This window comes from Nocardia goodfellowii, from assembly GCF_017875645.1.
In the GTDB taxonomy this organism is placed as follows: domain Bacteria; phylum Actinomycetota; class Actinomycetes; order Mycobacteriales; family Mycobacteriaceae; genus Nocardia; species Nocardia goodfellowii.
Map to the genome: position 1 here is coordinate 7,038,140 of NZ_JAGGMR010000001.1, position 18,724 is coordinate 7,056,863.

13 protein-coding genes, 3 rRNA genes and 1 riboswitch are annotated in these 18,724 nt (G+C 64.5%); of the genes, 8 read left to right on the plus strand and 8 right to left on the minus strand.

Annotated features, from left to right (window positions below; all coding sequences use genetic code 11):
* Positions 1–62: 62 nt before the first annotated feature.
* Positions 63–192: riboswitch (adenosylcobalamin (AdoCbl) riboswitch) on the plus strand.
* Positions 193–267: 75 nt separating this feature from the next.
* From BJ987_RS32655 to BJ987_RS32685, 7 genes are all read left to right on the plus strand, one after another.
* Entirely contained in the window at positions 268–1,299 is a 1,032-nt protein-coding gene (locus BJ987_RS32655) for a FecCD family ABC transporter permease (RefSeq protein WP_209896899.1), read from the plus strand.
* The gene (locus tag BJ987_RS32660) at positions 1,296–2,135 is read left to right on the plus strand and encodes an ABC transporter ATP-binding protein (RefSeq protein ID WP_209896900.1); all 840 of its coding nucleotides are present in this window, start codon (positions 1,296–1,298) and stop codon (positions 2,133–2,135) included. The genes BJ987_RS32655 and BJ987_RS32660 overlap by 4 nt, the downstream gene beginning before the upstream one ends.
* 23 nt (positions 2,136–2,158) lie before the next feature.
* Positions 2,159–3,181, plus strand: coding sequence for an ABC transporter substrate-binding protein (locus BJ987_RS32665; protein WP_209896901.1), 1,023 nt, complete (start codon positions 2,159–2,161; stop codon positions 3,179–3,181).
* Positions 3,182–3,204: 23 nt separating this feature from the next.
* Entirely contained in the window at positions 3,205–3,588 is a 384-nt protein-coding gene (locus BJ987_RS32670; protein ID WP_209896902.1) for a hypothetical protein, read from the plus strand.
* Positions 3,589–3,669: 81 nt separating this feature from the next.
* The gene (locus tag BJ987_RS32675) at positions 3,670–4,956 is read left to right on the plus strand and encodes a DUF2786 domain-containing protein (protein WP_209896903.1); all 1,287 of its coding nucleotides are present in this window, start codon (positions 3,670–3,672) and stop codon (positions 4,954–4,956) included.
* 102 nt (positions 4,957–5,058) lie between these two features.
* A complete protein-coding gene (locus BJ987_RS32680) occupies positions 5,059–5,778 on the plus strand; it encodes a DsbA family oxidoreductase (protein ID WP_209896904.1) in 720 nt (239 codons plus the stop codon).
* An 88-nt stretch (positions 5,779–5,866) separates the two neighbouring features.
* The gene (locus tag BJ987_RS32685; protein WP_209896905.1) at positions 5,867–6,613 is read left to right on the plus strand and encodes an SCO6745 family protein; all 747 of its coding nucleotides are present in this window, start codon (positions 5,867–5,869) and stop codon (positions 6,611–6,613) included.
* Here the strand turns inward: BJ987_RS32685 and BJ987_RS32690 are convergent.
* The 8 genes from BJ987_RS32690 to BJ987_RS32725 all read right to left on the minus strand — a co-directional run bounded on the left by BJ987_RS32690 (position 6,610) and on the right by BJ987_RS32725 (position 17,530).
* The gene (locus BJ987_RS32690; protein ID WP_209896906.1) at positions 6,610–7,080 is read right to left on the minus strand and encodes an SRPBCC domain-containing protein; all 471 of its coding nucleotides are present in this window, start codon (positions 7,078–7,080) and stop codon (positions 6,610–6,612) included. The two genes, BJ987_RS32685 and BJ987_RS32690, sit on opposite strands and share 4 nt — an antisense overlap.
* A gap of 11 nt (positions 7,081–7,091) precedes the next feature.
* A complete protein-coding gene (locus tag BJ987_RS32695; RefSeq protein WP_209896907.1) occupies positions 7,092–7,910 on the minus strand; it encodes a DUF1206 domain-containing protein in 819 nt (272 codons plus the stop codon).
* Between the two features lie 137 nt (positions 7,911–8,047).
* Positions 8,048–8,164 (minus strand): 5S ribosomal RNA (rrf, locus tag BJ987_RS32700).
* 113 nt (positions 8,165–8,277) lie between these two features.
* A 23S ribosomal RNA gene (locus BJ987_RS32705) occupies positions 8,278–11,416 on the minus strand.
* Between the two features lie 324 nt (positions 11,417–11,740).
* Positions 11,741–13,259 (minus strand): 16S ribosomal RNA (locus tag BJ987_RS32710).
* Together the 16S, 23S and 5S rRNA genes form the textbook arrangement of a ribosomal RNA operon.
* Positions 13,260–13,655: 396 nt before the next feature.
* Complete coding sequence (gene bioD, locus BJ987_RS32715) at positions 13,656–14,393, minus strand: dethiobiotin synthase (protein ID WP_209896908.1); 738 nt, start codon at positions 14,391–14,393, stop codon at positions 13,656–13,658.
* Complete coding sequence (locus tag BJ987_RS32720) at positions 14,390–15,544, minus strand: 8-amino-7-oxononanoate synthase (RefSeq protein ID WP_209896909.1); 1,155 nt, start codon at positions 15,542–15,544, stop codon at positions 14,390–14,392. Before BJ987_RS32720 ends, bioD begins: the two co-directional genes overlap by 4 nt.
* A 684-nt stretch (positions 15,545–16,228) precedes the next feature.
* On the minus strand, positions 16,229–17,530 hold the full coding sequence (locus tag BJ987_RS32725) for an adenosylmethionine--8-amino-7-oxononanoate transaminase (protein WP_209896910.1): 1,302 nt from the start codon (positions 17,528–17,530) through the stop codon (positions 16,229–16,231).
* 208 nt (positions 17,531–17,738) lie between these two features.
* Between BJ987_RS32725 and BJ987_RS32730 the strand changes: the two genes are divergently transcribed.
* Positions 17,739–18,692, plus strand: a complete 954-nt coding sequence (locus tag BJ987_RS32730; protein ID WP_209896911.1) for a bifunctional helix-turn-helix transcriptional regulator/GNAT family N-acetyltransferase — start codon at positions 17,739–17,741, stop codon at positions 18,690–18,692.
* Positions 18,693–18,724: the final 32 nt, after the last annotated feature.

The following is an 18,724-nucleotide window of genomic DNA, read 5'->3' on the forward strand; positions in this document are numbered from 1 at the left end:
CGGACTTACCGGTGTCAACGGGGATAAACCCGACGCCGACCGGGAACCAGACCAGCGGTAAGGTTTCACCGTCATTCCCGGCGGGTGCGGGAATCCGGTGCAAATCCGGAACGGTCGCGCCACTGTGATCGTCCTCATCGGGCGAAAGTCAGACCTCCCTCGCCGGGACGAACTCTGGAAAGGCCGCGACTTGCCTAATGAGAAACGCCTCGCGCAGCGATCCGGCGGCAGACGCCGAGCCCGGCTCCAGCCCCGGACATACCGCTGATGGTCCGTATTCGAACCGCGGTGGCCCTGCCGGCCCTCGCGGCAATGCTGCTGTGCGCGATGGTGATCGCCACCGGCTTCGGCGCCGAGACGCTTCCGGTCTCGGCAGTGGTAGACGTGCTGCGGCACCGCATGGTCGGCGGCACCGCGGTCGACCTCAGCCTGGACACCATCGTGTGGCAGCTCCGGGTGCCGCGCACCGTGCTCGCCGCGATCGTCGGCGCGGGCTTGGCGCTGGCCGGGGCGGCCATGCAAACCCTGGTCCGCAACCCACTGGCCGACCCGTACCTGCTGGGGGTGTCCTCCGGGGCGGGTGTCGGCGCGGCTGCGGTCATCACGTCCGGGTTGTTCGCGGGCGCCGGAATCTGGGCGCTGTCGGCCGGTGCCCTGGTCGGCGCGTTCGCCGCGGCGGCGATGGTCTTCGTCATCGCGGTCGCGCAGGGCGGATTGACGCCGCTGCGGCTGGTCCTCACCGGCACTGTTCTCGGCTCGGCGTTCGCCGCGTTCAGCAGCTATCTGATCTTTCGTAGCAAGGATCCGGCCGCTGCGCAGTCGGTGCTGTTCTGGCTGCTCGGCAGCCTCGCCGGCGCGGACTGGACCAAGCTCGCCCTGCCGCTGATCGTCGTCACGCTCAGCGGCCTGACGCTCTATATCGCCAGCGGCTGGCTGGACGCCCTGACCTTCGGCGCCGACACCGCGGCCTCCATCGGCGTCCCGGTCAAGCAGTTGCGGATCGCCCTGTTCGTTCTGCTCGCCATCCTGGTGGGCGTACTCGTCGCGGTCTCCGGCGGTATCGGCTTCGTCGGCCTCGTCATTCCGCACGCCGCCCGTCTCGTCGTCGGTCCTCGCCACCGCGATCTGCTGCCCGCCAGCGCACTCTGCGGCGCGTTGTTCTTGGTGATCGCCGACGCCGCTACCCGCGCACTCGGCCGCCCCACCGAAATCCCGGTCGGCGTCCTGACCGGACTGATCGGCGCACCGGCCTTCCTGCTCCTACTGGGCCGCCGGCGCTACAGCTTCGGGGAATCATGAAGCGCGTCTTCGGTTTCCGCGAACGCCCCGCGACCGCGGGACCGCGGGCGATCCGCGACGGTGCCGGTGTGACCGCGAAAGCATTGGCGTGTGCCGCGGGGAAACGGCCCGTCGTCACCGATGTCGCGTTCGACATCGCACCCGGGGAAGTGGTCGGCATCGTCGGCCCGAACGGCAGCGGCAAGTCGACGCTGCTGCGCGTACTCGCGGGGGTGCAGCGGCCGCTGCACGGCCGGGTCCTCGTGGGCGGTACCGCGCTGCATGACCTTTCACCACGACAGCGAGCGAAGACCGTCGCCATGGTCGCCCAGGACGAGCGCCCGCCCGCGGATCTGCGCGCGGGTGAAGTCGTGGCGCTGGGCCGCACGCCGTATCTTCCACCGTGGGGGGCAGGGTCTCCCCGAGAGCAGCAGGCTATCGACGAAGCCTTGGCCGCAGTCGATTTGGCCGGTTTCGCCGACCGTCCGGTGCATCGCCTCTCCGGCGGCGAACGACAACGGGTGCTGCTGGCTCGCGCACTGGTGCAGGACACCCCGGTGCTCCTGCTCGACGAGCCGACCAATCATCTCGACATCACCCATCAGCTCGAATTGCTCGCGCTGACACGGACTTTGAACCGTACCGTGATCATGGCCCTGCACGAGCTGTCGCTGGCCGATCGTTACTGCGATCGGATCCTGGTGCTGCACAACGGCATCGCCCACCCACTCGCGGCGCCGGAGACCGCGCTGCGTCCCGAGGTCCTCGAGACCGTGTTCGGCGTACGCGCCATTCGCGTCCCGCACCCGGAGACCGGCGAGTCGCACCTCCTGATCACCCCGACCGCGTCCGTGTGACGTACTCGCGAAAGGCAATACCGATGCGGAACTCCCTCCGAGTGCTTGCCGCCACCGCGCTGACCGCCACCCTGGCAGCCTGCGGGAACCCGGCACCCGCCGCCGGAACTCTGACCGTCCGCAACTGCGACGCCGACGTCCAGTTCCCGGCGAAAGCGCAGCGGATGTTCGTCAACGACGGCAATCTGATCTCCATGGCTCTCGCGCTGGGCGCGCAGGAGCAAGTGGTAGCGGTGTCGAGCATCCAGCGGGATGCCGAAACGCTGCGCAAGCACTACGGCGACGTCGTGGACAGCTTGAAATCGGTTGCCCCGCAGTATCCCTCGCGCGAGACCGTGCTCGCGCAGCGGCCCGACGTCATGCTGGCGGGCTGGAACTACGGCTACGACGAGACCAAGAACCTCACGCCCGCGGCGCTGCGGAACGACGGCGTGGCCGCCTACGTCCTCACCGAAAGCTGCCGCCAGCCGGGTGCGGGCGCCCGCGGCATCGTGGAGCCGTGGTCGGCGCTGCGCACCGACCTCGACAATCTCGGCGCGATCACCGGCCGCACCGGCCGTGCCGCCGAACTCATCGCCGATCTGGACCGGCGGCTCGCCGCCCTGCAAGCCGCGCCGCGGCCCGAGCGCGAACCCGCCGTCTTCCTGTTCGACAGCGCCAGCGACACCATCTTCTCCAGCGGCAGATACGGTGCGCCGCAAGCCATCCTGACCGCGGCGGGCGCCCGCAACATTCTCGACGACGTCGACGACACCTGGACCAAGGTCTCCTGGGAGCGGCTCGCGGCTTCGGACCCCGACGCGATCATGTTCGTCGACTACCCCGAGCAGACCTTCGCCCAGAAAGTGGACCTGCTGCGCGGCAAACCCGGCATCAATCAACTCCGCGCCGTCACCGAGGGTCGCTTCCTGAACCTGCCCTACGCCCTGTGGACCAGCGGCCCGCTCAATATCGATGCCGCCGAACAAATCCGCAAACAGCTGGAACGCTGGAACCTGGTCCCGGCCTCCACAGTCACCGCGCGGACCGACGACGCCGTTCGCTGATCATTACTCCGTAGAGTCGGTGCATGGAATTGCAGTTCGACATCCAGCCCGCTCCGCCGTTGCCATTGACGCCGAGCTGCACGATCTATACCGGCACAGTGCGGCTCGCGATCAAGGGCCGGTTCTTCGAGTCCCTGAAAGCACCGGCCGACGAGTTCGGTGTGTTCGTGCCGGACGTCCCACCGCTGCCCGACGGCGCGCCGGAGCCTCGCGTGTGGGCGGAGGCGTATGTCGCGAGTTGCGTGTCCACACCTGGCAGCGGCTTTCCTTCCGGTGTGCAGCGCACGCGGGCTACCTATCTGGCTGATCCACGCGGCGGCGACTCCCGCTGGCTGCATCTCGGCGGTGCCGCCTACATCCGCAAGGGGATCACTCTCGGCTACCGAGTCACCGTCCAGAACCCCTAGCTGACCGGGTGCTCGCCGGAGCTGTCGGTGGCTGACCGTACCGTGCAGGTACCGCACCAACCGATGATGAGGGGGCCGCACATGGGCAAGAAGCCGAATCGTGCGCATCGGGCGGCCAAGCAACAGGCGCGCCGGGCCGGTTCCGATTTCTGGCTGGTACACGGCGGGGCAAGCCCGCGGACGCCGGAGCAAGTCGCCCACGCGCTCACAGCCGCTGCCCGGGAAGCCGCGCGGGGTGACACCGCCGTCGCCACACAGTTCGCCGCCGAACTCGCAGGCCGCGATCCGCTGACACCACAGCTCGAACACGGCGCGCACCTGGCTGGGCAGCACGTCATCACCCAAGTCTTCGCGAACGGCTGGCTCCCCACCGACGTCCTCGAGGCCGCCCGCCGCCGGGTCGACGAATTCGCGACGAGCTATCTCACCGACGTGCTGGCTACCTACGTCGAGCCCTACCCTGCCGCCACGATCGACCAGACCTGGCAGGCTCAACTCGAATCGGCGGGAGCCCACGTCTGGTGGTCCGCGGCGCGACCGCACCTGAGCCAGTGGGCCGGCCAACAGCTCCTCACGCCGGTCGAGGCCTTGACCGCGGTCATCCAGGCACTGGCCTTGCTGCTGCGATTGCCGAAGTTGGAACTCATCCGGCCGCTTCCCGGCACAGCACCTCGCGAATCCCCGGACCACCTCGAGCGTGTCGACGACAAGGCACTGGCGCGCGTCCGCGGGCTGCTCGCCAAAGCCGAATCCACCTCCTTCCCCGAGGAGGCGGAGGCGTTGTCCGCCAAGGCCCAGGAGCTGATGACCAAATACGCCATCGATCGCGTACTGGTGGAAGCGCGCGGCCTCGTCCCCGACCTGCCCGGGGCTCGCCGCATCTGGCTCGACACGCCCTACCTCGACGCCAAAGCCCTCCTGGTCGAAGTGGTCACGCGGGCGAACCGCTGCCGAGCTATTTTCTCGGACTGGGGCTTCACCACGGTTGTCGGCGATGAATCCGACCTGGACGCGGTCGAACTCCTGGTCACCTCCCTGCTCGTCCAGGCCACCCGAGCCATGATCGCCGACGGCGACCCGGATGTCCGCGACGCGCACTCCCGCAGCCGCTCGTTCCGCAAGTCGTTCCTGCTCGCCTACGCCACCCGTATCGGCGAGCGCTTGGCCGAGGCCAACGACGCCACGATCGCGCAGACCACCGAACCGGAACGACTGCTGCCGGTGCTGGCCTCCCATCGCGCCCGCGTCGACAAGGCTTTCGACACGCTGTTCCCCATGGTCGCGCCCAAACGCACGACGATCGGAAGCGCTGCCGGGTGGGAAGCCGGCCGCGCCGCCGCCGAGCGGGCTCACCTCCAGCCCCGCTGAGCAGCGCGGGAACATTCGCGCAGGTCATCCTGTTTCCGTCAGTGGTGCCCGACGCACTCGCGGCGGAGATTCCGCCCGCGCCGAGGTGGAAATCGAGGTGTCATGGCCGTACAGGTCGAGATCTGGACCGATATCAACTGTCCCTTCTGCTATCTGGGTAAGCGGCGGTTCGAGGAAGCCCTGGCGGGTTTCGCGCACCGTGACGCCGTCGAGGTGGTGCACCGGTCCTTCGAATTGGACCCCACCCTCGCCCCGGGACACAGCGACGCCGTGATCCCGCATATCGCCGAGAAATACGGCATCAGCGAGGCGCAGGCCGCCGCCAACGAGCGCGGTATCGGCACGCAAGCCGAGGCCATGGGGCTGGATTACCGAATCGAAGGGCGCGATTTCGGCAGCAGCTTCGATATGCATCGGCTGCTGCATTTCGCCCTCGCCCAGGGGCGGCAGGAAGCGCTGCTCGACGCGCTGTACCAGGCCAACTTCGCCGACGCGCGTCCGTTGTTCGGCGACACCGAGCGTTTGGTCCAGGTCGCGGTCGACGCCGGATTCGAGGACTCCGACGTTCGTGCCGTGCTGGCCGATCCCGATGCTTACGCCGACGCGGTGCGAGCCGATGAAGCCGAGGCCGCCCGGCTCGGTGCGCGCGGTGTGCCGTTCTTCGTCATCGACCGCAAGTACGGTGTCTCCGGCGCCCAGCCACCCGAGGTCTTCACCCAGGCACTCGAACGGGCCTGGAGCGACCACACACCGGAGATCGAAGTGCTCGGCGGCGGCGACGACGCCTGCGGGCCGGAAGGGTGCGCAGTTCCGCAACCCTGATGCGCTTCCCCGTCCATGAACCAGCAAGCCGTGCCACGCGGGGTGACATAGTCTGCGATGGTAGTGATCTCGCTGGAAGGGTATGGATATGTCGGTGGCGGCTGCGGTAAGTGAACAGATTCAGCGTGCCGGAGGAAGCTTCATGTTCTCCCGGGAGGCCAAGGATTTCGCGGCGAGCACCGGTGTGGAGGGTTTCCTCGGCGGGTACGTGCGTGGGCGCGGCGGTGTGCTCGGTGAGGTAGACGCCGATGTGGTGTACTCGGCATTCGGCTTCCTCCCGCTGTCGACCATCCGTTCAGGCTGGGATTCGACCGCGGCCATTCCGGCCGCGAAGGCCGCCGAAGGCTATCTGGGTGCCTGCCAAGATTTCGGGCGGCGCAAGCTGGCGTCCTTCGAGGCCGCGCCCCGGCTGGCGGAGCTACTGGAAGCCGTTGTGCTGGCAGCCGATTCGGCGGGCGCCGCGCTGTTCGCCGGCTGGCGCGCGATGCCGCTGGCCGCGGACGCACCCGCCCGGGTACTCCACCTGGCCCATACCTTGCGCGAACTGCGCGGTGGACTGCATCTGATGGCGATCCGCGCGAGCGGTTTGACACCACTGGAGGCAGTGGTGATCAAGGGGTCGCCCTTCAACGACGGCCCGGGCCAGGCGGCCTGGTTCGGCTGGCAGCCGCCCTTCCCCGAGATCACGCCGGACGTACGGGCACGTTGGGATCGAGCCGAGGCTCTCACCGACGAGATGATCAGCCCGGCATTCGCGGTACTCGACGCGGAGGCGGGTGCGGAACTCGTCGCTCTCGTATCCGCTTGCCACGACACGATATTCGCCCCGCGCTAGGGGACGCGGCCGGTTTCGGCGAGGGCGGCGAGTTTGGCGAGCGAGAGGCGCCAGCCGAGTTCGTTCTGCTCGGGATCGACACCGGCGGGCAGGTTCTCGTGGATGGCGATGATGTCGGTGCCGCCGTCGTCGGCGTCGGCCAGAGAGAGGGCGATTATCATCTCGCCACCCATCGTGGGATCGTCCGTTTCGAACTCGACGATCTGCACCACCTGTTCGTCGGGGACCAAGGTGATGAAGCGGCCGTGATGGGTGTCGGTCTGCGCGGTGGTCTTGCCCGTGCCGGTGGCGTCATCGTAGGTGAGGGAGATACGGAAGCGGCCGCCCTCGCGGGGGTCGAACTCGTGTACCTCACTCGACATTCCGGTCGGAACCTGCCATGTCCGGACTGCTTCCGCGTCGACCAGCAGACGGTAGACAGCCGACCTGGGCGCATTCACATGCTTGCCGATCGTGGTGGTCGCCATACCCGGTCACGCTACATCTTCGCGAACCGCGCCATGACGAAGCTGTACAAGCCGTAGACGATAATCCCGAGGGCGGCCACGACCAGCAGAATCACACCGTAGGGCTGTGCGCCGAGCGTCTTCAGCGCGCCGTCGAGACCGGACACCTCGTCCGGCTTGGAGTGGAAGGTCGCGACGATCAGCAGCACGCCGATCGCGGCGATGGCGAGACCCTTCACGATGTAGGCGGTCATGCCCATCCGGCGCACCAGCTGGCTCACGCCGCCCTGCAAATCCTTCAAGAACTTCTTGCTGGCGCCCTTGTAGAGGTGGTAGCCGCCGACGCCGATGATGACCAGCGCGATCAGCACCAGCAGGACCTTGCCTCCGGTGCTCTCCATCAAACGCGCACTCCAACTACGGCTTTCGCTGCTGCTGGACTTGCCGGCGCCACGCGCGAAGCTCAACGCGGTGAACGCGAAGGCGAGGTACACGATGGTCAGCGCGAAGGCTTTCCCGCGCCGGAACGCCTCGTGCTTCTTGTCGGCGTGGTCGGGTTTGGAGGCACTCCCGAAGAACGCCTCGGCAAGACGCCACAGTGCCAGCAGCACGAAAGCGATTACGGCGACCCACAATACGAAGACACCGCCCGGTTGGGCGGCCACCTCCGCCATCGCACCGGATTGGTCCGCGGTGCCGCCGCCCTCGCCGAAGGCGAGGCGCAGCGCGATGTAGCCGATGATCAGATGAACAACGCCGGTCATCACGTAACCGGCTCGCGCGAAGCGCTCGAAAGTCGGGTGCTGGGCGATCCGCTCCGCCTGGGAGTTCTTGCCTGCCATGGTGCTCATCGAGATCCTCACTCCTGTCGAACTGGTTCGGGCGATACCCGGACAGGAGCTCTCGAAACGAGTTGCGCGGCAACACAGTTGCGCGGCAAACGCAAAAAGGCCCCCAACCGTTTGGTTGGGGGCCTTTCGCAATGATGTTCCGGCGGTGTCCTACTCTCCCACACCCTGTCGAGTGCAGTACCATCGGCGCAGGTGGCCTTAGCTTCCGGGTTCGGAATGGGACCGGGCGTTTCCCCACCGCTATAGCCGCCGTAACTCTATGAAACTATCCACTCCGGAAACCGAACCGGCCCCCGCGCGGGGGTGGTTGGTTTCTGAAACGGTGTGTGTTGTTTCAGATACCGCACAGTGGACGCGTAGCTTCTTTGTTGGTAAGTCCTCGGCCGATTAGTACCAGTCACCTGCACCCGTTACCGGGCTTCCAGTTCTGGCCTATCAACCCCATGGTCTGTGGGGGGCCTTAACCCCTCGAAGGGGGTGAGAAACCTCATCTTGGAACAGGCTTCCCGCTTAGATGCTTTCAGCGGTTATCCCTTCCGAACGTAGCTAACCAGCAGTGCTCCTGGCGGAACAACTGGCACACCAGAGGTTCGTCCGTCCCGGTCCTCTCGTACTAGGGACAGCCTTCCTCAAGTTTCTTAACGCGCGCGGCGGATAGAGACCGAACTGTCTCACGACGTTCTAAACCCAGCTCGCGTGCCGCTTTAATGGGCGAACAGCCCAACCCTTGGGACCTACTCCAGCCCCAGGATGCGACGAGCCGACATCGAGGTGCCAAACCATCCCGTCGATATGGACTCTTGGGGAAGATCAGCCTGTTATCCCCGGGGTACCTTTTATCCGTTGAGCGACACCGCTTCCACTTGCCGGTGCCGGATCACTAGTCCCGACTTTCGTCCCTGCTCGAGCTGTCGCTCTCACAGTCAAGCTCCCTTGTGCACTTGCACTCGACACCTGATTGCCAACCAGGCTGAGGGAACCTTTGGGCGCCTCCGTTACATTTTAGGAGGCAACCGCCCCAGTTAAACTACCCACCAGGCACTGTCCCTGAACCAGATCATGGTCCGAGGTTAGAAGTCCAATACGATCAGAGTGGTATTTCAACGACGACTCCACAAACACTGGCGTGTCCGCTTCACAGTCTCCCACCTATCCTACACAAACCGTACCGAACACCAATACCAAGCTATAGTGAAGGTCCCGGGGTCTTTTCGTCCTGCCGCGCGTAACGAGCATCTTTACTCGTAATGCAATTTCGCCGAGTCTGTGGTTGAGACAGCTGAGAAGTCGTTACGCCATTCGTGCAGGTCGGAACTTACCCGACAAGGAATTTCGCTACCTTAGGATGGTTATAGTTACCACCGCCGTTTACCGGGGCTTAAATTCTCAGCTTCGCCCTTACGGGCTAACCGGTCCTCTTAACCTTCCGGCACCGGGCAGGCGTCAGTCCGTATACATCGTCTTACGACTTCGCACGGACCTGTGTTTTTAGTAAACAGTCGCTTCTCACTGGTCTCTGCGACCCAGCTCAGCTCAGGAAGCAAGTTCCGTCACCAAACCAGGTCCCCCTTCTCCCGAAGTTACGGGGGCATTTTGCCGAGTTCCTTAACCACAGTTCTCTCGATCGCCTTAGTATTCTCTACCTGATCACCTGTGTCGGTTTGGGGTACGGGCCGTGTACCAACTCACTAGAGGCTTTTCTCGGCAGCATAGGATCACTGAATTCGCCTCAATCGGCTACGCATCACCTCTCAGGATATATGTCTGACGGATTTGCCTATCAGACTCCCTACAGGCTTACACCAGTACAACCACTGACTGGCCCAGCTACCTTCCTGCGTCACCCCATCGCTTACCTACTACAGCGAAGGTCCCGTGCAGCAATCCTCCCTCTCACCCGAAGGTGAGATAAGAGAACATTTGGACGGTTAGTACCACTGATTCGGCATTGGGCGCGGATACACGGGTACGGGAATATCAACCCGTTGTCCATCGACTACGCCTGTCGGCCTCGCCTTAGGTCCCGACTCACCCTGGGCGGATTAACCTGGCCCAGGAACCCTTGATCATTCGGCGGACGAGTTTCTCACTCGTCTTTCGCTACTCATGCCTGCATTCTCACTCGCGTAGCCTCCACGGCTGGATCACTCCGCCGCTTCCATGGCTACACGACGCTCCCCTACCCACCCACACCACTGCATAAGTTTCCGCAGAAACAGATGAATGTCTTGTGTGAGTGCCGCGGCTTCGGCGGTGTACTTGAGCCCCGCTACATTGTCGGCGCAAAATCACTTGACCAGTGAGCTATTACGCACTCTTTCAAGGGTGGCTGCTTCTAAGCCAACCTCCTGGTTGTCTTCGCGACTTCACATCCTTTTCCACTTAGTACACGCTTAGGGGCCTTAGCCGGCGATCTGGGCTGTTTCCCTCTCGACTACGAAGCTTATCCCCCGCAGTCTCACTGCCGCGCTCTCACTCACCGGCATTCGGAGTTTGGCTGATTTCGGTAAGCTTGTAGGCCCCCTAGACCATCCAGTAGCTCTACCTCCGGTGAGAAACACGCGACGCTGCACCTAAATGCATTTCGGGGAGAACCAGCTATCACGGAGTTTGATTGGCCTTTCACCCCTACCCACAGCTCATCCCCTCAGTTTTCAACCTAAGTGGGTTCGGGCCTCCACGACGTCTTACCGTCGCTTCACCCTGGCCATGGGTAGATCACTCCGCTTCGGGTCTAGAACATGCGACTGTATCGCCCTATTCGGACTCGCTTTCGCTACGGCTACCCCACACGGGTTAACCTCGCCACATGCCACTAACTCGCAGGCTCATTCTTCAAAAGGCACGCCATCACCCCCAGCCGACCAAACGACTCAAAGGCTTTGACGGATTGTAAGCGCACGGTTTCAGGTACTATTTCACTCCCCTCCCGGGGTACTTTTCACCTTTCCCTCACGGTACTAGTCCGCTATCGGTCACCAGGGAGTATTCAGGCTTACCGGGTGGTCCCGGCAGATTCACAGCAGATTTCACGGGCCCGCTGCTACTCGGGAGACATCCACGAGAGCCTAGGAGTTTTCGTTTACCGGGCTATCACCGTCTACGGCCGGCCGTTCCAGACCACTTCAACTAACACCTAGGTTTCTGACTCTCGCTCCATCCGGCAGAATGAAGAAGAATGTTCCCACTACCCCAACCAGACAACCCCTGCCGGGTATCACATCTGGATGGTTTAGCCTCATCCGCTTTCGCTCGCCACTACTCACGGAATCACTATTGTTTTCTCTTCCTGTGGGTACTGAGATGTTTCACTTCCCCACGTTCCCTCCACACACCCTATATATTCAGGCGCGGGTAACACGACATCACTCGTGCTGGGTTTCCCCATTCGGAAATCCTCGGATCACAGCTCGGTTGACAGCTCCCCGAGGCTTATCGCAGCCTCCTACGTCCTTCATCGGCTCCTGGTGCCAAGGCATCCACCGTACGCTCTTAAACACTTACTAACAAAGATGCTCGCGTCCACTGTGCAGTTCTCAAACAACACACAAGAATGATCCAAAACTCAGCACCAGCCGGAGAAACATCTCCGCGGTATGAACTGAAGAACCAGTCTCGTCGTTTGTTTCGCCTTGAAAGAACGCGTGTTCTTTCAGGACCCAATAGTGTGCCGGTATATTCACCGCCAACCAGTCGTGTGACCGATTGATAGTGCGATGAATGCTGTCAGTGTTCCACCCATGAGCTCCGCCGGACTACATGTGAGTCCGAAACGGCTCTGCCAGTTGCTCATTCACCTACGTGAAGAACTCACTGGAGATGCTCCTTAGAAAGGAGGTGATCCAGCCGCACCTTCCGGTACGGCTACCTTGTTACGACTTCGTCCCAATCGCCGATCCCACCTTCGACGGCTCCCTCCCACAAGGGGTTGGGCCACCGGCTTCGGGTGTTACCGACTTTCATGACGTGACGGGCGGTGTGTACAAGGCCCGGGAACGTATTCACCGCAGCGTTGCTGATCTGCGATTACTAGCGACTCCAACTTCACGGGGTCGAGTTGCAGACCCCGATCCGAACTGAGACCGGCTTTAAGGGATTCGCTCCACCTCACGGTATCGCAGCCCTCTGTACCGGCCATTGTAGCATGTGTGAAGCCCTGGACATAAGGGGCATGATGACTTGACGTCGTCCCCACCTTCCTCCGAGTTGACCCCGGCAGTCTCTCACGAGTCCCCGCCATAACGCGCTGGCAACATAAGATAAGGGTTGCGCTCGTTGCGGGACTTAACCCAACATCTCACGACACGAGCTGACGACAGCCATGCACCACCTGTACACCAACCACAAGGGGGCACCTATCTCTAGGTGTTTCTGGTGTATGTCAAACCCAGGTAAGGTTCTTCGCGTTGCATCGAATTAATCCACATGCTCCGCCGCTTGTGCGGGCCCCCGTCAATTCCTTTGAGTTTTAGCCTTGCGGCCGTACTCCCCAGGCGGGGTACTTAATGCGTTAGCTACGGCACGGATCCCGTGGAAGGAAACCCACACCTAGTACCCACCGTTTACGGCGTGGACTACCAGGGTATCTAATCCTGTTCGCTACCCACGCTTTCGCTTCTCAGCGTCAGTTACTTCCCAGAGACCCGCCTTCGCCACCGGTGTTCCTCCTGATATCTGCGCATTTCACCGCTACACCAGGAATTCCAGTCTCCCCTGAAGTACTCTAGTCTGCCCGTATCGCCTGCAAGCTTGGGGTTGAGCCCCAAGTTTTCACAAACGACGCGACAAACCGCCTACAAGCTCTTTACGCCCAGTAATTCCGGACAACGCTCGCACCCTACGTATTACCGCGGCTGCTGGCACGTAGTTGGCCGGTGCTTCTTCTACAGGTACCGTCACTTGCGCTTCGTCCCTGTCGAAAGAGGTTTACAACCCGAAGGCCGTCATCCCTCACGCGGCGTCGCTGCATCAGGCTTTCGCCCATTGTGCAATATTCCCCACTGCTGCCTCCCGTAGGAGTCTGGGCCGTGTCTCAGTCCCAGTGTGGCCGGTCACCCTCTCAGGTCGGCTACCCGTCGTCGCCTTGGTAGGCCATTACCCCACCAACAAGCTGATAGGCCGCGGGCCCATCCTGTACCGATAAATCTTTCCACCCCAAAGCATGCACTCTGAGGTCATATCCGGTATTAGACCCAGTTTCCCAGGCTTATCCCGAAGTACAGGGCAGATCACCCACGTGTTACTCACCCGTTCGCCGCTCGTGTACCCCGAAGGGCCTTACCGCTCGACTTGCATGTGTTAAGCACGCCGCCAGCGTTCGTCCTGAGCCAGGATCAAACTCTCCGTTGAAGACTCTCGAAAAGCCTCGAAAGGCTAATCAAAAATATCTGAACTAGAGTCCGAAAACCTAGCAAAGCCAAACACCAGCAAAAAGATTTGCTGTTGTTAAATGTCCAACCATCCCAACCGGGGGGTATGAGATGGCTAGAACCAATAAAATATTGGCACTGACATTCATCGACACACTATTGAGTTCTCAAAGAACACACGCACACACATCCACCACTCGATCTCTCGGGGGTTTCAGCGAGGCAACTTCAAACAGCTTAGCCCAGCCGAGGACCCAGAACCAAATCCGGGATCTCAGTCGAGCTAGTGTGATCTGCCAGGCGCTCCTCGTACTACCTCGTTTCCCAGGCCGTTAGGCTCCGGGTCGGTGTCCGTGTCGCTCTGACTCGATAAAAGTTACGTGGCGGTGGACGCGAAGTCAAATCCGCTGGTCAGAGCGCCTGTTCCCGGCGAAGTCCCGACCATGCGCTCCGCGAAGCCGGGCTGGAACCAGCCCGGAGCCGCCGACCGGAACCGTTCGCGGTCCCACTTGCCGGCTCCCGCCGGAATCGCCCCGACCAGATCGATCCCCGTCAAGCGCGGCAGATCGGTCCGGTTGCATTCGGCGGCGAGGTCCGGCTCGTCCGGCCAAGCTCCGATGACCAGTCCGGCGCAGGGAACTCCGGCCGCCGCCAGCATCCGGGTGGTCAGCTCACTGTGATTGAGCGTGCCCAGGCCGGCGGCCGCGATCAGGAGTACCGGTGCGCCGAGCGCGCGGGCCAGGTCGAGCAGCGTGAAGTCGCCGATCCGGACGAGCAGTCCCCCGGCGCCCTCGACCAGGGTGAGATCGGCGTCGTGCAGTGCTTCGACGGCGGCGACCGTCTCCGCCAGCGTCAGCAGCGGCCGGCCGCAGCGACGAGCGGCGGTGTCGGGTGCGAGCGGCTCGGGGTATCGGGCCAATTCGACCGCGCGAGTCGCCCCGCTGAGCCGTTCGACCTCCGCGAGATCGCCGGGTTCGCCTGGCAGGACACCGGTTTGGGCGGGTTTGCAGACGGCGACCGACCGGCCCATGGCCGCAGCGGCGGCGGCGAGAGCAGCGGTGACGACCGTCTTGCCGACATCGGTCGAGGTTCCGGTGATGAGGAGAATCGTCATGCGGGCACCGCTGCCAGGCCGCGAGCCTCGGCCAGCACCGCCCCGAGTACGGAAGCGATGGTGTCGAGTTCGACGGGGGTGAGGTTGGCGCGGGCGGTGAGACGCAGCCGCGAAGTGCCCTCGGGAACCGAAGGCGGGCGGAAGCAGCCGACCTCGAGGCCGCGCGCGCGGCAGGCCTGAGCGGCATCGAAAGCGACCTGCGCCTTACCGAGCACCACCGACACCACCGCCGACGGCGGCGCTGGAACTCCCGCGATTCGTGCGATGTCCGCCGCGCGTTCCAGAACGCGGGACGCCATCTCCGGTTCCCGGCGCAGCAGAGCCAGCGCCGCACGCGCCGCGCCGACGGAGGCCGGTGCGAGACCGGTGTCGAAGATGAAAGTGCGCGCCGCGTCGATCAGGTGCGCGCGGACCCGCTCGCTGGACAGGACCACGCCACCCTGGGCGGCGAACGCTTTGGACAGCGTGGCGGTGACGATCAGGTCGGGTTCGCCGGCGAGACCTACCTCTTGCACGAGTCCGCGGCCGCCGTCACCGCGCACACCGATACCGTGCGCTTCGTCGACGATCAGGACCGCGCCGTTCGCGCGAGTTACGCGGTGCAGGTCGGCGAGTGGGGCCAGGTCGCCATCGGCGCTGAACACCGAGTCGGTGAGGACGAGCGCGCGTTCCTCGGACCGAGCTGCCAGCAGCCGATCGACTGCCTCGACATCACAGTGCGGAGCGATCTCCACGCGGGCGCGGGAGAGACGGCATGCGTCGACAAGAGAGGCGTGGCTCCCGGCGTCGGAAACAACCAGCGCGCCACGCCCGGCCAACGCAGTCACCACACCGAGGTTCGCGGTGTAGCCCGAGGAGAAGGCAAGTCCGGATTCCGCACCGACGAACTCGGCCAATTCGGCCTCGAGCTGTTCATGCTCGACGGTGGTGCCGGTCACCAGCCGGGAGCCGGTGGACCCGGTCCCCCACCGCCGCACGGATTCGACCGAACCCTCGATCACGGCGGGGTGGTGAACAAGTCCCAGATAGTCGTTGGAGGCCAGGTCGATGGACGGCGACTGCGGCTGCCGCGGCCGCAGCGCACGCCGCAACCCCGCGCTCACCCGCGCGTCGGCCCGTTCGTCCAACCAGCTCAGCGGATCGGTAGTCACAGCTAGGCACCTTACTTGAACGGCGTTCAGGTTGGTATCCCCTAAAACAGCGTCGGTGGGTGATGACTCGATCGTCCCGCCCACAGCCGCCTTCGAGGTCTCCGGAGCTGGCAGCGGCTACTCGGCGCGACAACATCACGCCCTGTCGACGGCGGCGTCGAGGCCTCGCCCGGAACGCGGCCCGTGCGTCGGGGGCATGCCATCGGAGGTGCGGAGCGCTTTGGCAAACCGGATGAGGGTTTCCGCAAACTCGGACACGAGGGCGTTTCCGGCGGAGCAGCCCGACGGCGCCGAACGTTTGTCCATGAGCGGCGCGAGTCGTGGGCCGACCTGGTCACCGAGACTTCGACCGGCGCCCCGATCGGCGTCGCACCTCCCCGATAGCGGCATCGGCCTCGCGGTAGTGGCGTCAGATGCTCGCGCTCGCGACATCGGCCTGCCGAGCGCACCGTTGCAGGCCACGACGGCACAGTCATGACCCGCGCGAGGTGGTGATAGCGGCTTGAACATGCCGCCGTCATCGCCTGGCGATGCAGCGGCACGGCACCGCGACGCAGCACCCGAGCCCGCGACGCAGCCCGAGCCCGCGACACAGCACCCGAGCCCGCGACGCAAGCACCAAACCGCTGGAATGCCGCATCAGCAGCCCTGCGGCGCAGCACCAGAGCCTTGCGACGGCACGGGTCAGGCCCTACCGACAGCGGGCGCGGGGCGTCGTTGGGCGGCGGCCGCGGCGAGCATGCCCGTGGTGATGGTGGCAATGTCGGCGGTGGTGCTGATGAATGGGGGCATCGCGTAGATGTTGTTGCGGAACGGGCGCAGCCAGACACCGGCGGAGACGGCCGCGTCGGTGGCGGTGCGCATGTCGACGGGTTGCTCGAGTTCGATGACGCCGATGGCGCCGAGGACGCGGACTTCGCGGACGCCGGGCAAGGCGGCGGCGGGGGCGAGGCCGGTGCGGAGTTCGGATTCGATGCGACGGACTTCGGCGCGCCAATCTCGTTGCAGCAGAAGCTCGATCGAGGCGGTCGCGACCGCGCAGGCCAGCGGGTTGCCCATGAAGGTGGGGCCGTGCATGAGGCCGCCGTGACCGGCGCTGATGGTTTCGGCGATCCGCGCGGTGCACAGGGCGGCGGCCAGGGTGAGGTAGCCGCCGGTGATGGCCTTGCCGACGCACATCACGTCGGGGCTGACGCCGACGTGGTCGGCGGCGAAAAACTCGCCGGTGCGGCCGAAACCGGTGGCGATCTCGTCGAAGATCAGCAGGATGCCGTGGGTATCGCAGAGTCGGCGCAGATCGGTGAGGTAGCGGGGGTCGTGCCAGCGCATCCCGCCCGCGCCCTGCACCACCGGCTCGATGATGACGGCGGCGAGTTCATCGGCGTGCGCGGCGAAGGCGCGTTCGAGTTCGGCGACGTACCCGGGTTGATAGTCGGCGGGCGGCATGGGTACGAAAACCTGCTCGGCCAGTACGTCCGTCCACAGCGAATGCATGCCGCCGTCCGGATCGCAGACGCTCATCGGGCTGAAGGTGTCGCCGTGGTAGCCGCCGCGCCAAGTGAGCAGTCGGCGTTTGCCGGGCTTGCCGAGGGCGCGCCAGTACTGCAGGCACATCTTCACGGCGACCTCGACTGACACCGAACCCGAATCGCAAAGAAACACCTTCTCCAAGCCTGCAGGCGAGAGCTCGACAAGCAGTTCGGCTAAGCGCGCGGCGGGTTCGTGGGTGAGGCCGCCGAACATCACGTGACTCATCCGCTGGGACTGCGCGAGGAGAGCCGCGTCGAGGACGGGGTGCCGGTAGCCGTGGACGGCGGCCCACCATGAGCTCATACCGTCGACGAGTTCGCGGCCGTCGGCCAAGGTGAGACGCGTGCCCGACGCGCCGGCGACTACCAGCGGTTCGGTTGTCGCGGGAAAGCCGCCGTAGGGGTGCCAGACATGTTCGGCGTCGATGGCGGTGATCTCGTCAGGGGTCAGAGCCACAGGAATCCTCGCGGTGCAGTGACCCGCCCCGGCCGGGCCGAGACGGCTTGAACACCGTTCAAGTTACCACTGGAACTTCGCGGACATGAGCTGGCTGAAGGGTGCGCCCGGGCGGCCTCGGCCGGGATTCGGTGATTCCTACCGTTCGCCGGAACGACCGCCTATTCTTTGACTCAGTCAAACATCTGGGCCGAGCATTGGAGTCACCATGACCGCTGTCGTCACCGGAGCGTCCGCCGCCGAAATCGCCGCGGTCCGCGCCTTCAACCGGCGCTACACCGAAGTCATCGGGGTGCTGCGAGAAGGACTGGTGGACACCCAGTACTCGCTGACCGAAGCGCGAATCCTGTTCGAGCTGGCCACATCCGGGTCGACCGAGGCGATCCGGTTGCGCAAGACGCTGGGCCTCGACCCGGGCTATTTGAGCCGCATTCTGACCCGGTTCAAGAATCGGGGACTGATCGAGAGCAGCCGCTCCAGCAGCGACGGCCGACGGCAGGAGGTGCGGCTCACCGATCGCGGCCGGGCCGAGTTCGCGGTGCTGAATCAACGTTCGGGGATCGATGTCCGCAGACTGCTCGAACCACACCCGCCGGCGCAGCGCGCGACATTGCTGCGGGCCATGACCACCATCCAGCAGATCCTGGATCGTGCCGACGAGACCGTCGACGCGCCCCCGGTCACGATCAGGGCGCCGAAGCCGGGCGATTACGGCTGGGTCATCCAGCGCAATGCCGCGCTCTACGCGGCCGAGTACGGCTGGGACGCGAGCTACGAAACCCTGGTCACCAAGATCGTCGCGGAATTCCTCGACTCCCATGACGGCAGCCGGGAACGCGCCTGGATCGCCGAGGCCGGGGGCACCCCGGTGGGCGCGGTGTTCTGTGTCGCGGAGAACGAGACCACCGCGCGGCTGCGCCTGCTGCTGGTCGAACCGTCGGCCCGCGGCTTGGGTGTGGGCTCGGCGTTGGTCGACGAATGCCTGCGGTTCGCCACCGACGCCGGGTACACCGACATGGTGTTGTGGACCAACGATGTCTTGTCCGCCGCCCGCCGCATCTACCAGCGCGCCGGATTCGAACTGGTGGAATCGGCGCCGCATCACAGCTTCGGACACGACCTGATCGGGCAGACGTGGCATCGCGCCCTCGGTCCGCAGTGACGGCAACCACCCCGCACAACGCGGGTTACCGG

Coding starts and splice junctions, on each gene's coding strand:
- BJ987_RS32730 (WP_209896911.1), top strand. CDS start 17,739: ATGACCGCTGTCGTCACCGGAGCGTCCGCCGCCGAAATCGCCGCGGTC.
- BJ987_RS32665 (WP_209896901.1), top strand. CDS start 2,159: ATGCGGAACTCCCTCCGAGTGCTTGCCGCCACCGCGCTGACCGCCACC.
- BJ987_RS32675 (WP_209896903.1), top strand. CDS start 3,670: ATGGGCAAGAAGCCGAATCGTGCGCATCGGGCGGCCAAGCAACAGGCG.
- BJ987_RS32670 (WP_209896902.1), top strand. CDS start 3,205: ATGGAATTGCAGTTCGACATCCAGCCCGCTCCGCCGTTGCCATTGACG.
- BJ987_RS32655 (WP_209896899.1), top strand. CDS start 268: ATGGTCCGTATTCGAACCGCGGTGGCCCTGCCGGCCCTCGCGGCAATG.
- BJ987_RS32685 (WP_209896905.1), top strand. CDS start 5,867: ATGTCGGTGGCGGCTGCGGTAAGTGAACAGATTCAGCGTGCCGGAGGA.
- BJ987_RS32680 (WP_209896904.1), top strand. CDS start 5,059: ATGGCCGTACAGGTCGAGATCTGGACCGATATCAACTGTCCCTTCTGC.
- BJ987_RS32690 (WP_209896906.1), bottom strand. CDS start 7,080: ATGGCGACCACCACGATCGGCAAGCATGTGAATGCGCCCAGGTCGGCT.
- BJ987_RS32660 (WP_209896900.1), top strand. CDS start 1,296: ATGAAGCGCGTCTTCGGTTTCCGCGAACGCCCCGCGACCGCGGGACCG.
- BJ987_RS32695 (WP_209896907.1), bottom strand. CDS start 7,910: ATGAGCACCATGGCAGGCAAGAACTCCCAGGCGGAGCGGATCGCCCAG.
- bioD (WP_209896908.1), bottom strand. CDS start 14,393: ATGACGATTCTCCTCATCACCGGAACCTCGACCGATGTCGGCAAGACG.